The 13,735-nt window shown below is 71.3% G+C and carries 11 protein-coding genes; 3 read left to right on the top strand and 8 right to left on the bottom strand.

Annotated elements, in window-relative coordinates; translation table 11 throughout:
* Window positions 1-14: 14 nt before the first annotated feature.
* The gene (locus ON26_RS11620; RefSeq protein WP_040796087.1) at window positions 15-1,262 is read left to right on the top strand and encodes an esterase/lipase family protein; all 1,248 of its coding nucleotides are present in this window, start codon (window positions 15-17) and stop codon (window positions 1,260-1,262) included.
* Between the two features lie 99 nt (window positions 1,263-1,361).
* Here the strand turns inward: ON26_RS11620 and ON26_RS11625 are convergent, their stop codons facing one another.
* Window positions 1,362-1,922: a TetR family transcriptional regulator gene (locus ON26_RS11625; RefSeq protein ID WP_040796088.1), complete on the bottom strand. Its 561-nt coding sequence runs from the start codon at window positions 1,920-1,922 to the stop codon at window positions 1,362-1,364.
* 92 nt (window positions 1,923-2,014) lie between these two features.
* On the opposite strand from ON26_RS11625, the gene ON26_RS11630 reads away from it, so the two are divergent.
* Window positions 2,015-2,911: an SDR family oxidoreductase gene (locus tag ON26_RS11630; RefSeq protein ID WP_040796089.1), complete on the top strand. Its 897-nt coding sequence runs from the start codon at window positions 2,015-2,017 to the stop codon at window positions 2,909-2,911.
* A gap of 111 nt (window positions 2,912-3,022) precedes the next feature.
* Here the strand turns inward: ON26_RS11630 and ON26_RS11635 are convergent, their stop codons facing one another.
* From ON26_RS11635 to ON26_RS11645, 3 genes are read right to left on the bottom strand one after another with little or no spacing between them, the layout of a single operon-like run.
* Window positions 3,023-4,291: an MFS transporter gene (locus tag ON26_RS11635; protein WP_083884017.1), complete on the bottom strand. Its 1,269-nt coding sequence runs from the start codon at window positions 4,289-4,291 to the stop codon at window positions 3,023-3,025.
* Window positions 4,288-5,349, bottom strand: coding sequence for an LLM class flavin-dependent oxidoreductase (locus tag ON26_RS11640; protein WP_040796090.1), 1,062 nt, complete (start codon window positions 5,347-5,349; stop codon window positions 4,288-4,290). Before ON26_RS11640 ends, ON26_RS11635 begins: the two co-directional genes overlap by 4 nt.
* Before the next feature lie 27 nt (window positions 5,350-5,376).
* Entirely contained in the window at window positions 5,377-6,480 is a 1,104-nt protein-coding gene (locus tag ON26_RS11645) for an acyl-CoA dehydrogenase family protein (protein WP_040796091.1), read from the bottom strand.
* Window positions 6,481-6,734: 254 nt separating this feature from the next.
* Here ON26_RS11645 and ON26_RS11650 point away from each other — a divergent pair, with 254 nt between their 5' ends.
* On the top strand, window positions 6,735-8,342 hold the full coding sequence (locus tag ON26_RS11650) for a serine hydrolase (RefSeq protein ID WP_040796199.1): 1,608 nt from the start codon (window positions 6,735-6,737) through the stop codon (window positions 8,340-8,342).
* Between the two features lie 10 nt (window positions 8,343-8,352).
* Here the strand turns inward: ON26_RS11650 and atzF are convergent, their stop codons facing one another.
* The 4 genes from atzF to ON26_RS11670 form a co-directional block, all read right to left on the bottom strand.
* The gene (atzF, locus tag ON26_RS11655) at window positions 8,353-9,978 is read right to left on the bottom strand and encodes an allophanate hydrolase (protein ID WP_040796092.1); all 1,626 of its coding nucleotides are present in this window, start codon (window positions 9,976-9,978) and stop codon (window positions 8,353-8,355) included.
* Window positions 9,979-10,146: 168 nt separating this feature from the next.
* Complete coding sequence (locus tag ON26_RS11660; RefSeq protein ID WP_083884018.1) at window positions 10,147-12,327, bottom strand: 5-oxoprolinase/urea amidolyase family protein; 2,181 nt, start codon at window positions 12,325-12,327, stop codon at window positions 10,147-10,149.
* A gap of 35 nt (window positions 12,328-12,362) precedes the next feature.
* Complete coding sequence (locus ON26_RS11665) at window positions 12,363-12,980, bottom strand: urea amidolyase associated protein UAAP2 (RefSeq protein WP_040796093.1); 618 nt, start codon at window positions 12,978-12,980, stop codon at window positions 12,363-12,365.
* The gene (locus tag ON26_RS11670; protein ID WP_040796094.1) at window positions 12,977-13,729 is read right to left on the bottom strand and encodes a DUF1989 domain-containing protein; all 753 of its coding nucleotides are present in this window, start codon (window positions 13,727-13,729) and stop codon (window positions 12,977-12,979) included. Before ON26_RS11670 ends, ON26_RS11665 begins: the two co-directional genes overlap by 4 nt.
* Window positions 13,730-13,735: the final 6 nt, after the last annotated feature.

Raw genomic sequence — 13,735 nt, forward strand, 5'->3', positions numbered from 1 at the left:
TCGAGGAGCAGGTCATGCCTGTTGTGAACGTTTGGGGTTCGCTCAGTCCCTCCACTCGCGCGGCCTATCCCGAGCCGCCCGAGCCGCACGACATCTGGCCCCTGACCACGGGCGCCGGGGGCACCGCTTGGGTCTACTACAGCCCGACGAGCCGCAATCGGCTCGTCGAGCCCGTCATCCTGGCCGACGGGTTCTCCATGGGGCGCAGCAACCTGGCCGAGCTGTGGGCCGGCCTGGAAGAGAACGGCCGCTACCGGTTCATCAGCGAACTGCACGCGATCGGCCGCGATGTGATCATCCTCGGCTACGACGACCGCAAGGCGTCGATCCTGGACAACGCCGAGACGGCCGTCGAATGTATCCGCGAAGCGCTCGCCGAACGCGTCGGCGACGCGAAGCTCGTGGTGGGTGGTTTCAGCATGGGTGGGTTGGTCATGCGCTACGCCCTGGCCAGGATGCAGCAGGATCCGGCCATGCCCGACCCCGAAACCGCGCTCTACCTGTCCTACGACACCCCGCACAACGGCGCCTGGCTGCCGGTTTCGATGCAGGCGTTCGCGCACTTCGTCAAGGACAACTGGGGCATGAACAATCCGCTCTTCGCCCAGTTCTCCGAGCTGATGAACAGCCCGGCCGCACGGCAGATGGCGCGCTGGCACATCGGCAAGATCGGCGACCGTGCCGACCAGAGCGCCGAGCGCCTGAACTTCCTGGACGCGATGGCGGCAGTCGGCGAATGGCCGCAGGGCATGCGCAGGATCGGCGTCGCCAACGGTGTCCGCACCGGGCAGGGCAACGGTATCGACCCCGGGATGACGGCGGTGAGCGGCAGCGGCGAGGTGCTGACCGATGCCTGCCTGTTCACCCAGGACATGGGCGAGCAGATGGTCGCGATCATGGACCGGGCCGACCAGCCGGCCGTCGAGGTGTACACCGGCGGCCTGCCCGACATCGACGGCGCTCCCGGCGGCATGTTCCCCGAAACCGCGCTGGTTCCGGGCAGTTTCGGGCTCGCCGGAGTGCTGATGCAGCTGCTCGGCTGCACCGATGTCGACGTCCGGTACGCCACCTCCTGCTTCGTGCCCAGCATCAGCGCGGTCGCCGCGGGGCCGATCGACGACGCCGACGCTCTCTACGGCGAGATCCGCCCCGGTGGCAGCCAACTCGACGCCTTCGCCTGCGCGAGCAGGAACGAAGGCCACACCACCATGACCGAGGAACTCGGCGCCTGGATCGTCGAGCAGATCGAGGCCTGCTCCTGACGGAGGCGATCAGCGCCGTCCGGGATCGAAGCGAGGCAGCCGCCCGAGATCGGTGCGGCTGCTTTCGGCTGTCCGCCATTGCGGGGCAGTCGAATTCGATCAGCCGGCGATGAGCTGATCGAATTCGGCTAGCACCTCGCGCACCGTGTCGGCGAGTGTCCTCTCGTCGTCGCGGTCCACCCACAGTTCGAAGGCGACCCGGAAGGCGGCTCCGGCGGTCTCGGCTGCCATCCGGGCCTGTATCGGCTCGATTCCCCGGTTGACCAGGGCGGTCGTCAAGGCGCGGGCGACGGTCACGAGCTTGAGCAGTTCGCGTTCCTGGAACCGCACATCGGCATCGATCACCCGCTGCCGCGCGCGGCACCACTCCCGCCGGGTGCCGGGGAAGGCCGCGGCGGCGGTGGTCAGCGCGGTCTCGGTCAATGCGCGCGGGTCGCGGCCGGGATGCCCGTCCAGGCCGGCCAGAAAGAGCGCGTCGAACTCGGCCTGCGGGGTGAACAGCGCCTCGCGCTTGTCGGTGAAGTGCCGGAAGAAGGTCCGCTCCGTGAGCCCGGCCTCGGCGGCGATATCGGCGACCGTCGTGCCGTCGAAGCCACGGTCGGCGAACAGCCGCAGCGCGGCGTGCTGCAGGCGTTCGCGAGAGGGCGGTGGCGATGTCATGCCCTGACAGTACTTGCGTCAGTCACTGACATCAACGTAGCGTGTCAGTCGCTGACAGCTCATGTCAGTGACTGACATCGAAGGGAATCGCCATGCGTGTATTCATCACCGGGGCCAGCGGCTGGGTCGGTTCCGCCGCCGTCGAGGAATTGCTCCGCTCCGGGCACGAGGTGCTCGGCCTCGCCCGCTCGGATGCCGCGGCCGAGCGGCTCACCGCCGTGGGGGCGGCCGTCCTGCGCGGTGACCTCGACGATCCGGACAGCCTGCGGCGGGGCGCCGATGGCGCCGATGCCGTTGTGCACCTGGCCAACAAGCACGACTGGGCCGATATGCCCGCCACCAATGCCGCCGAGCGCGCGGCGGTGCGGGCCCTCGGCGACGCCTTGGCGGGGTCGGGCAGGCCGTTGGTCATCGCGGCCGGCGTCGCCGGCGTGGTCCAGGGGCGGCCCGCCGAGGAAACCGATCCCTCGCCCGCGCACGGGCCGGACTCGCCGCGCGGCGGCAGCGAGAACCTCGCGCTGGAGTACGTCGAGCGCGACGTGCGGGTGATGGCGCTGCGGCTGGCGCCGTCGACCCACGGTCACGGGGACCACGGCTTCGTCTCCCTGCTCGCTGGAGCTGCTGTGCGACAGGGAGTTTCGGCCTATATCGGCGACGGGGCCCATGCCTGGTCCGCGGTGCACCGTGCCGACGCCGCCCGGTTGATCCGACTCGGGCTCGAGCATGCTCCGGCCGGGGCTTGGCTGCACGCGGTGGCCGAGCAGGCGGTGCCCACCCGGGCCATCGCCGAGGCGCTCGGCGCATCGCTCGGGTTGCCGGTCACCTCGATTCCGGCGGAGCGGGCGGCCGAGCACTTCGGCTTCATCGGCGCTTTCTTCGGCATGGATCTGCGGGCCACGAGCGAGGCCACGCGGAAGCTGGTGGACTGGCAGCCCACCGGCCCGACCCTGCTCGAGGACATCGCGAGCGGCGGCTACCCGGGGCGTTGATCCATCCGTGCGCTGTCGAGCGCGACCGGCAGGTCCGTCCCGAGCCGCGTCGTTCCGTCCCGAACGACTGCCGTGCCGGCCGTGTTCGGATCCATTCCGAGCCGGAGCGCGTCAGCCCGACCGGTCTGCCCGGGGCGCATTCGTGGCTTCGGTCGAGTCGACGAGGATCGCTTGCTCGGTAGGCGCGGATTTGCACAGGGGGACCAGGGCGGCGGCCGCGAGCAGGGTGCCTACGCCCATCAGCACGAGGAAGCGCCAGTCGGCGAGCCAGGCGGCGGCCAGCGGCGCGCCCGCGCGGGAGAGCGCGATCGGGACGGTCATCACCGCCAGGATGCTGGCGAACCGGGCGACGCCGAATGCGTCGGCCACGATCGAGGGACGTGCCACCACGCTGATTCCGTAGCCGAGGCCGAATCCGGCCACACACAACAGGGTCAAGGGCACCGAGGCGCCCGCCAGCGGCATGGCCACCAGGCCGAGTCCTTGGAGGGCGAACGACACGGTGGTCACCTGTGTCATGCCGAAGCGGCGCGCCAGTGGGGCCAGCGCCATGCGGGAGACGATCTGGAGGACTCCGACGGCGATGGGCATGGCGGCGGCGGTGGTGGGCGCGTGCCCGACATCGCGGAAGTAGCTCACCATCATGAGCAGGAAGGCCGCGGTGGCGCCGCTCTGTGCCACGAAAGCGATGACGAGCAGCCAGAATCGGGCGCTGCGCAGGGCACTGCCGACCGGTTCCCCACTGCCCTGGGCGACCCGGCCGAGGTGGGTGGCGCGGTCCGGCACCGCCCACAGGTGCAGGGGCACGGCGACCACCGCGAGCAGAGCGGCCAGCACCAGCAGGGTGCTGCGCCAGCCGATCAGGGTGTCGAGCCAGCCGGCCAGGAAGTAGAAGAAGCTGGTGGCCAGGCCGCAGATCATGGTGACGGCCACGATCGCGCCGTCACGGTGGCGGGTGTCGACCGCGACCACGAGGACGGCGAAGGCGGCCTCGTAGGTCGACATGGCCAGCGCCAGGCCGACGAGGACGAACGCCAGGTAGAGCTGGCCGAGGTTCTGGGCCTGTGACCACAGCAGGACCGCGCCGACGCCGATGGCCGAACCCGTCGTCATGAGCGCGCGCCCGCCGTAACGGTCGAGCAGGCCTCCGACCGGGACGGCCGCGAACGCCCCGACCAGGGTCGAAATGGTCGCGGCCACGGTGACTTCGGTGCGCGAGGCGCCCAGCGTCTGCGACATGGGGATGAGCAGGACGGTGAACGACTGGATCAGTGCGCCGTAGGCGACGGTGTTGGTGGCGGCGAAGACCGCGATCAGCCTGCGCCGACGGCGATCGTCGGCGCGACTGCCGGGACAACAGGCCGGGTCGCCGCCGCTCATGCGCGCAGCAGTGGCAGCAGTTGCTCGCCTTGGCGCTTGATCTCCCGCAGGTAGGGGGTGTCGGAGAGAACGAAGTGGGTGATGCCGAGGTCCTGGTACTTGCGCAGCGACTTGGCCACGTCCTCGGGGGAGCCGACGAGCCAGGTGGTGCCGGCGCCGCCGCCACCGACCCGGCCGGGGGCGGTGTAGAGGTTGTCGTCGAGCACATCGCCGCGCTCGGCCAGATCGAGCAGGCGCTGCTGGCCGACTGCCTTGCGGCGGGCCAGGTTCTGCTCGGGGCGATTCTTCGCCAGTTCGGCGACCTTCGCTTCGGCGTCGGCCCAGGCCTGTTCGGTGGTGTCGCGCACGAATGTGGTGATGCGCAGGCCGTATTCGAGCGGAGGATGCTCACGGCCGAGTTCGGCGCTCAGTGCTTCCAGCTTCTCGATGCGCTCGCGCACGCCTTCCAGCGGCTCGCCCCAGAACAGTTGCACGTCGGCCTCGGTGGCGGCGACGCGCTGGGCGGCCTCGGAGGCGCCGCCGAAGTAGAGCTTGGGATGCGGCCTGCCCTCGCGCGCCACGATGCGCGGCTGCACCGTCGAGTCCTTCAGCCGGTAGTACTCGCCGTTGTAGGTGACATTCTCCTCGGTCCACAGCTTGCGGACGACCTGCAGGAATTCCTTGGTGCGCGCGTAGCGGTCGGCCTGCGGGCCCTCGGTGTCGCCGTAGGCCTCGAGATGGTCGGTGCCGGAAACGATGTTGATGCGCACCCGGCCGCCGGTCAGGTGGTCCAGAGTCGCCGCGGCGGTGGCGAAGTTCGCCGGCTGCCAGTAGCCGGGGCGGATGGCGATGAGCGGCTCGAAGGTGGTGGTGCGGGCGGCCAGGGCGGCGGCGACGGTGAAGGTGTCCGGACGGCCCCAGCCGGTGCCGATCAGCGCGCCCTGCCAGCCGTGCTCCTCGAGCGCCTTCGCGTGCGAGGTGAGCGTGTCGAGGCTGTTGTGGTCGGGCGTGACCGTGTCGTCGCCACGGTGACCGGGGTCGACCTGATTGGGGATGTACCAGAGGACTTCGGGGCTCATCGGTGGTGCTTTCTTGTTCGGGTGGGTTCAGCGGGCGAGCTGGGTGAGCTGCGCCCGGCGAACATCGGAGTTCTGGCCTTGGACCAGGACGAACAGCGCGCAGCGCGCGTGGAGTTGGGCGGTGTCGTCCTCGGCGAGTCCGCGCCCGGCGCGCGCGATGAGCAGCGCGCGGGTCACGGTGGACAACGCGTCGCCGACGGCGATCTTGGTCTGCAGGCGCTCGGGGATCCGATACGGATCAGGGCCCGCGGTGACCGCCTCGTCGGCGAGCCGGTAGGCGGTGCGGCGCAGGTCCTCGATGCGTGGACGCCAGACCGCGGCGACTTCGCGGGCCTGGGGGTCCTCGGTCTGTTCGAGTTCGCGCAGTACGGTCTCGGCCAGGCCGAAATGCTGGCCGCGGGCATCGGAGGCGACGCCCTGGTCGAGGCGGCGCGACTCTGTCAGCGGCTGGACGGTCAGCACCTGATCGTCGGGGACGAACACCTCGTCGATGCGTACGCGGGCGGTCCGGCTGCCCGCGACCGCGCCGAGCGCCAACGGCCCGGCGCTGCGGGTGCGTTCGCCGACCGGAACCAGCGCGGTGACCACGTTCTCCGACTCGGGCTCGACGGCGGCCACGGTGAGCGCGGCATTGAGTCCCCAGCCGCTCACCCAGGAGATCGTGCCGTCGAAGACCCAGCCGCCGGGCACGCGTCGCGCGGCGATGTAGTGGTGCGGATACCGCCGGACATCGCTGACTCCCGCACCGAGCAGCAGTTCGCCGCGCAGCACCCGCTGCGCCAGTTCGCCGACGGCGCCCGCGCGCCGGACCTGCTCGGCGATCCGGCCTGCCAGCGGCGCGTGCTGTGCCCACACCAGCCAGGTGTTGAAGCAGGCTCCGGCGATGATCTCGTGCAGTTGCCGGTCGTGCGCGCGCCCGAGTGCGGCGCCGCCGTAGTGCGCGGGGGCGAGGTGGTTGAGCAGGCCCAGTGCCGCGAGTTCGCCGACGCGTGCGTTGTCGACCCCGTCGCGGTCGGTGACGAGTGCGCGCGGGCGCAGCTCGCTCTCGGCGTAGGCGCGGACGCGTTCCACGAAAGCGTCACCGTCCACGGCGTTTTCGGCAATCTCAGCCGTGCTGTCCGCCGTCGTCATCGCTTCCTTCCCTCCGCCGGTGCCCGACTCGAGAAGTATCGGCCGGGAAATCGGGGGTGAACCGGGAGCAGGGGCCGGAGGCCGTCCCTGGATATCGCTTCTGACCAGCGGAAATGGTGACGAAAGGGCAATAAAATCCGGCAGATTCGAGTGCGGGTGCACGCCGTGCGGCGCGGCGACATACCGGTCGGTGTGTGGGGGTTACGCTCGGAGGAAAACCGAGTCGTGTGTCACAACCCCAGGAGGTGTGGCTCGTGCGGAGAAGCAGATGCGGGGTGGTTGCCGGGTTGGTGGTGGTGGGATTGGTGGCAGGCGCGTGCACGGTGGGTGAGGACAGCGACGACGCGGCGGGGCCGAGTGCGACGCCCGCCTCGACGAGGCCGCACGAGGTGTCGCCGAACGCGGTCGCCGGGGTGGCGATCCCGGACGGGCAGATCGATCGGGCGGTCGGTGAACTGGATCGCCTGGCCGGTGCGCTGATGGCGGACTCGAAGATCCCAGGTATGGCCGTGGCGGTCGTGCACGACGGGAAAGTGGTGTACAGCAAGGGGTTCGGGGTGCGGGATGTCACCACCGGCGAACCGGTCGGCGAGCGGACGGTTTTCCAGCTGGCCTCGGTCTCCAAACCCCTCGGGGCCACCGTGGTGGCGCGGCAGGTCGGCGCGGGACAGGTGGCTTGGGACACCCCGATATGGGAACTGTCGCCGGGATTCGCACTCGGGGACGCGTATGTGTCCGAGCACGTGACGGTGGGCGACCTCTACGCGCACCGCTCCGGACTGCCCGACCACGCCGGCGACCTGCTCGAGGACCTGGGCTACGACCGGACGCAGGTGCTGGAGCGCTTGCGGCAACTGCCGCTGACGCCCTTCCGCGACTCGTATGCCTATACGAACTTCGGTCTCACGGCGGCCGCCGTCGCGGTCGCCGACAAGGCGGGCACCGATTGGGCGACGTTGTCCGAACGGGAGATCTACCGGCCGCTCGGCATGACCGAAACCAGTTCGCGCTACCAGGATTTCGTGAACCGTGCGGACCGTGCGGTCGGGCACATCCTGGTCGACGGCGAGTACCGGCCCGCCGATCCGCCCCGCGACCCCGACGCGCAGTCACCCGCCGGTGGCGCGAGTTCGTCCGTGCGCGACATGGCTCGCTGGCTGGCCATGCTGCTCGGCGACGGCACGTTCGAAGGCTCCGAGATCGTGCCGTCCGCCGCGCTGCTGCCGGCCATCAGCCCGCAGACCGTCTCCGCGCCGCCTGCCGACCCGGACAGCCGCACCGGTTTCTACGGCTTCGGCTTCAATGTGAGTTCCTCGTCCGCGGGCCGGGTGGTGCTGGGCCACTCCGGCGCGTTCAATCTCGGCGCGGGCACGGCGTTCACCGCGATCCCCAGCGCCGACGTCGGCATCGTGACCCTCACCAATGCCGCGGGCATCGGGATCCCCGAAACGCTGAACGCCGAGTTCGCCGACCTCGTGCAGTTCGGTGAGATCCGGGAGGACTGGCGCGAGCTGTACCGGCAGGCCTTCGAACAGATCGACGCCCCATCCGGCGCGCTCGTCGGCAAGGACGCGCCCGCCGACCCGGCGCCCGCCCGACCGCCGGGCGAATACGCGGGCTCCTATGCCAACTCGTTCTACGGCACGGCGACTGTGGAGGTGCGTGCGGGCGAACTGGTCGTGATCCTCGGCCCGAACAAGACGACCCTGCCGCTGCGGCACTGGGACGGCGACACCTTCGTCTTCACCCCCACCGGGGAAGGGGCCGACCCGGGCACGGTATCGAAGGCGACTTTCGCCGGCGACCGGTTGGTGCTCGAGTACTACGACCGCGACGGGTTGGGCACTTTCACCCGGTCCTGACCGCGCGTCGTCATATCGCGTTCGCGGCGAGTGCGGCCTTCCATCCGCCGAACGCGCTGATGTCGGTGGCCGCCTCGGCGGCCGCGCCTTCGCAGCCGAAGCCGGTGGTCCACCTGCCGTCGTCGAGTTCGACCGAACCCAGGTGCATGGGGGCGGGCAGGGCGGCGAGGAAGCGGCCGAGCGCGGCCGGGGACAGCAGCCAGCGTTCGCCGGCGACCGCGACGCCGGACTCGGCTTCGCCCACCCGGGTGACGGCCGGTTTGGGCGGGGTGGTCTTCATCGCCCCGAGCCGGTAGCGCGGCGAGGTGCGGACCGGTCCGGCCCAGCGCGCGCCGAGATCGGTGAGCTGATGGGCGAGCGGTTGATCGCGCAGGTGCGCGCCGAAGACGACCAGCTCCTGCACCGGCGCGACCCGGGCGGGCCAGGTGGACGCGAGTTGTTCGGTGACCGTGGCGCCGTTCGGCACGAGTGCGGCGATATCGATCGCGACGGCGTCCTCGAAGGGGCGGGCGAAGACGGTGACGCCGAACTGCGCTGCCCCCGCGGTCCCCGCGGGCACGGCGACCGCGCACAGGTCGAACAGGTTGCAGAAATTGGTGTAGGTGCCGACGCGGGAGTTGACGCCGATCGGGTCGGCGGTGACTTCGGCGATGGTCGGCTGGAACGGGGCGGTGGGAGCCAGGAGGGCGTCCGCGCCGTCGAGGCTCGCCATCGCCCGCGCGCGCAATCGCTCCAGCTCCGCGAGATCCGAGACGAGGCGATGGGCGGGCAGGTCGCGGGCCGCGCGGATGATCGCCCCCACGGTGGCATCGACCGTGTCCGAACCGCGGTCGACGAATTCGCCGACCGCCGAATAGCGTTCGGCCACCAGCGCGCCCTCGTAGAGCAGCTTCGCCGCTGCCAGGAACGGGGTCGGATCGATGGTCACGATCGCCACGCCGCGCTCTCGCAGGCCCGCCACCGTGCGCTCGAACGCGGCGAGCCACTCGGGGTCCATCTCCGGCAGAGTGTCGAATATCGCGACCACCGGCCGGGGCGGCGCGGCGAGGCGGGTGTCGGCGGGCCACGGCCTGCCCGGCGCGCCCGCCGCCATGACACCCATCGCCAGGTCCGCGGTGGCGAGGTCGGCGGCGAAGATCGTGACGCAGTCGAAGGAACGGCAGGCGGGGACGACGCCGTCGGTGCTCACCACGCCGACCGTGGGTTTGATGCCGACCAGGCCCTGGAATGCGGCGGGGACCCGGCCGGAACCGGCGGTGTCGGTGCCGATCGCGATGTCTGCCGCACCCAGTGCGACGGCCACCGCCGACCCGGAACTCGAACCGCCGCAGACATATTCGGGTCTGCGGGAGTCGGGCACCGCGCCGTAGGGGGAGCGGGTGCCGACCAGGCCGGTGGCGAACTGGTCGAGGTTCGTCTTGCCGGTCACCACCGCACCGGCCGCGCGCAGTGCGGCCACCGCCGCGGCGTCGGTCGCGGGCACATAGGCGTAGTCCGGGCATCCCGCCGTGGTCGGCAGGCCCGCCACGTCCACGTTGTCCTTGACCGCCAGCCGCAGTCCGGCCAGTGGACCGCTCGCCGTGGCGATCTCGGCGGCCACGTCCTCGTCGGCTCGCCGGTGGATCCACACGCTCATCACTTCTCTCCCATCCTTCGCCGGAGGTGTGTCACCACCGGCGTTCGGCGGCCGCGTCGCCGGTGGACGCGGACGCTCACGCTGTCGTTTCGGTCGGCTCGCGGAGGGCGCGCCACGACCGGAGTTCGGCCGCTGCGGCCGGCACGGATCACCGGGCGCGGCCGATACTCACGACTTCTCCCCGGTCAGCTCGCCGGAAGTCCGCCACGACTGCCGTTCGGCGGCGAAGGCCCCGGCCTGCTTCGCGCGGAACTCGCCGATCGATTCCGCGTTGTCGTCGAGGAAACGGCGGTAATCGGCGAGGCGGAACTCGCCGTCCTCGACGCGCAGTTCGCCGCGGCCGGCGGCGGTGTCGGCGCGCAGGTCGAGCAGTTCCTCCGCCGAGACCGGGTACCAGCGAATCCGGTCGAACCAGCGCAGCAGCCAGGGGTCGGCGTCGCCGGGGCCGCCCGGGGCGCGGTGGTTCCAGACCTGGGTGGTGCGGCCGACGAACTGGTAGCCGCCGGGGCCTTCCATCCCGTAGATGCACAGATAGGCGCCGCCGATGCCGACCGCGTTCTCCGGGGTCCAGGTGCGGGCCGGGTTGTACTTGGTGGTGACCAGGCGGTGCCGGGGGTCGGTCGGGGTGGCGACCGGCGCGCCCAGGTAGACATCGCCCAGTCCGAGTACGAGATATTCGGCGGCGAAGACGGTGTCGAAGACCTCGGCCACCGAGGCCAATCCGTTCATGCGGCGGATGAATTCGATGTTCCACGGGCACCACGGCGCGTCGGAGCGCACGCCGTGCATGTAACGGATGATGGCCTCGCGAGTGGCCGGGTCGTCCCAGGACAGCGGCAGGTGCACGGTGCGGCTGGGTACCACCAGTTCCTCGGCGGGTGGCAGGGTTACTTCGGCCTCGGCGAGCAGCGTCAGCAGTTTCGGCGTGGGGAGGCGGTCCGGATCGACACGCACCTGCAGCGACCGCACACCCGGGGTCAGTTCGGTGATGCCGGGTTCGTTCCGCTCGAGCAGGTGCTGGTGCAGAGCGTGCACGCGGGCGCGCAGGCCCAGGTCGAGGGTCATGTCGCCGTATTCGACGAGGACGCCGTCGTCGCCCGCGCGGCGGTAGGTGATCGAGGTGTGTTCGTCGGCCTCGCCGCGGGTGAGCACGCCGTCGTCGGCGTCGCCGCCGGGGGAGAGCACGATCGGCCAGTTCGCGCGGCGGGCGGCCCCGAGTTCGCGCGGGGAGGCGGCGTGCCCGGCGCGCACGGGGACGAAGCGCACCGTGTCGCCCGGGGTGAGCTGGCCGAGCTTCCAGCGTTCGGCGGCCACCACGGTCACCGGGCAGACGAAGCCGCCGAGGCTGGGGCCGTCCGGGCCGAGCAGGATCGGGGTGTCGCCGGTGAAGTCCAGTGCGCCGACCGAGTAGGCGGTGTCGTGGATGTTGGACGGATGCAGTCCCGCCTCGCCGCCGTCCGCACGAGCCCAGCGCGGCTTCGGGCCCACGAGGCGCACCCCGGTGCGATCGGAGTTGAAGTGCACCTCGTAGTCGGTGGCCAGGATGGTGTCGATGTCCTCGCGGGTGAAGAACTCCGGCGCGCCGTGCGGGCCCTCGGTGACGGCCAGCTCCCAGCGATGCGAGAAGGCCGGACGGTGGTCGGCGGGGACGGCGGTCGCGGCCCCGCCGTGATCGGCGGCGAGCGGCAGCACGTCGTCGGCACGCAGCGCCGCACCGGTCCGGCCGCCGAATCCGCCGAGGGTGAATGTCGATGCGCTGCCGAGGTATTCGTCGACGTCGATGCCGCCGGCGATGAGGATGTAGCAGCGCATCCCCGGCCCGCGAACCGTGCCGACATCGAGCACGCCGCCCGCGGGCACCGATACCGGGCGCCACTGCGGCACCGGAACGCCGTCCACCCGCACGTCGGCGGGCGCACCGGTCACACATACCCGTGTCGGGACCGCGAAGCGGAGCGCGGGCCCGGCCAGCGTGCATTCCAGACCCGGCGCACCCTCCGCGTTGCCGAGAGCCCGATTGCCCAGCCGGAAGGACAGGTCGTCCATCGGTCCCGACGGCGGAACACCCACATGCCAGTACCCGATCCGGCCCGGCCAGTCCTGCACGGTGGTGAGCATGCCCGGCCGCAGCACCTCGCAACTGCCCGCAGCGCCGTCGAGCCGGGCGGCCACGGCGGACCGGTCAGCGAGGTCGGCCGCCACCGGAACGGCGGGTCCGTCGGCGTCGAGCGATGCGCGAGCGGCGGCCGGCGCGGCACCGTCGCTCGCCTCGCCGGGGGACGGCGCGGCCGAGATACCGGGGGAGGAGGAAAGCGGCGCGGGTGCGGTGAGGGTGATGCCCGGGTTCATGTCGGGGCCTCCGTTCGGGTGCGGCGGGGAGTGGGCTAGCGCGTGACGACCATGCGCACCGGCGTCGGGTCGAAACCGTTGCAGGGGTTGTTGATCTGGGGGCAGTTGGAGACCAGCACCAGGGTGTCGATCTCGGCGCGCAGCGTGACCTTCTTGCCCGGCGCGGACAGCCCGTCGACGATGCCGAGGGTGCCGTCGGCCTCCACCGGCACGTTCATGAACCAGTTGATGTTGGACACCAGATCCCGTTTGCCGAGGCCCCATTCGAGTGCGGCGGTGAGGAAGTTCTCCACACAGGCGTGCTGGTGGCGGGTGTGGTGGCCGTAGCGCAGGGTGTTCGACTCCTGCGAGCAGGCGCCCGCGATGGTGTCGTGGTTGCCGACCTCGTCGTCGACGACCGTCATCAGGGCGGTGCCGTTGTCGGTGCGCAGCACGCTGCCGGTGGTGAGGAAGATATTGCGCTGAGCGGCGATGGTGGCCTGGGCGCTGTAGCGGTCGGTGTGGTCGGCGGCGGAGTAGAGCAGGCAGTCCACCGCCTGGTTGCCGTGCAGGTCGATGATCTCGAGCTGGTCGCCTGCCCGGACGACGGCCGACCACGGGGCGCAGGCGGGCACGGTCTCGTCGAGGACGACGGTGCGGGTGAGGGTGCTCATGCGTGGATCTCCTTCGTGCGGGCGGCATTCCAGGCCTCTTCGGTGTTGCGCACGGCGCGGCGGTATTCCGGATCGGTGTTGTGCTCGGTGAGCAGGTCGGCGGGCGCGTGCCAGGCCACCAGGTCGAGATCGGTGACGGCGGTGTCGTCGAGCGCGTGCTCGGCGTTGACCACCAGCAGCGTGACCGGCAGGTGCACGATCAGGTCGACCGTCGCGCCCGCGCCCGCGCTGCCGGTGGCGACCAGCCCGCCGTCGGCTTCGACCCGCACCCCGCGGAAGAACGACACGCTCGGCGCGACGTCGCGGGGTTCGAGTCCCTGCTTGGCCGCCGCCAGCCGCATCGCCTGCCTGGCACGGGGGCTCGGCCCGCACAGCGCGTCGTGGCGAGCCGATTCGTCGGCGAGCACGGTGGCCAGCACCCGGCCCTGGTCCGACAGCAGCGGATGGCCCGCGCCCAGGTAGGCCTGCCATGGCACCTTCACGGTGTCGGCGACATTGAGCCGCTCCCACGGGGCGTCGGCGCGCAGCAGCAGGACGTGGGCGCAGGCCGCGCCGTCGGGGTCGCCCAGCCGCACCCGGGTGCCGCGGCCGAGAACGACGTTCGCGTAGCCGCCCGCCGGGATGCGGCGCGCGAAGGTGATCTCCGCCGGATCGATGCCCGCGGGCAGTGCGGGCTCGGCGATGGTCGCGGCGGCCTCCTGCGCGCGGGCGTGCTCACGTGCGGCCACGGTGGATGCGGTACTGGTCATCGGGTC

Origin of the sequence: Nocardia higoensis NBRC 100133, assembly GCF_000308595.1 — a bacterium.
Classification (GTDB): Bacteria; Actinomycetota; Actinomycetes; order Mycobacteriales; family Mycobacteriaceae; genus Nocardia; species Nocardia higoensis.

Bases quoted from the DNA above. Each gene is read 5' to 3' on its own strand.
- ON26_RS11660 (WP_083884018.1), bottom strand. From the start codon at position 12,327: ATGAACCCGGGCATCACCCTCACCGCACCCGCGCCGCTTTCCTCCTCC.
- ON26_RS11635 (WP_083884017.1), bottom strand. From the start codon at position 4,291: ATGAGCGGCGGCGACCCGGCCTGTTGTCCCGGCAGTCGCGCCGACGAT.
- ON26_RS11625 (WP_040796088.1), bottom strand. From the start codon at position 1,922: ATGACATCGCCACCGCCCTCTCGCGAACGCCTGCAGCACGCCGCGCTG.
- ON26_RS11640 (WP_040796090.1), bottom strand. From the start codon at position 5,349: ATGAGCCCCGAAGTCCTCTGGTACATCCCCAATCAGGTCGACCCCGGT.
- ON26_RS11645 (WP_040796091.1), bottom strand. From the start codon at position 6,480: ATGACGACGGCGGACAGCACGGCTGAGATTGCCGAAAACGCCGTGGAC.
- atzF (WP_040796092.1), bottom strand. From the start codon at position 9,978: ATGAGCGTGTGGATCCACCGGCGAGCCGACGAGGACGTGGCCGCCGAG.
- ON26_RS11630 (WP_040796089.1), top strand. From the start codon at position 2,015: ATGCGTGTATTCATCACCGGGGCCAGCGGCTGGGTCGGTTCCGCCGCC.
- ON26_RS11665 (WP_040796093.1), bottom strand. From the start codon at position 12,980: ATGAGCACCCTCACCCGCACCGTCGTCCTCGACGAGACCGTGCCCGCC.
- ON26_RS11620 (WP_040796087.1), top strand. From the start codon at position 15: ATGCCTGTTGTGAACGTTTGGGGTTCGCTCAGTCCCTCCACTCGCGCG.
- ON26_RS11670 (WP_040796094.1), bottom strand. From the start codon at position 13,729: ATGACCAGTACCGCATCCACCGTGGCCGCACGTGAGCACGCCCGCGCG.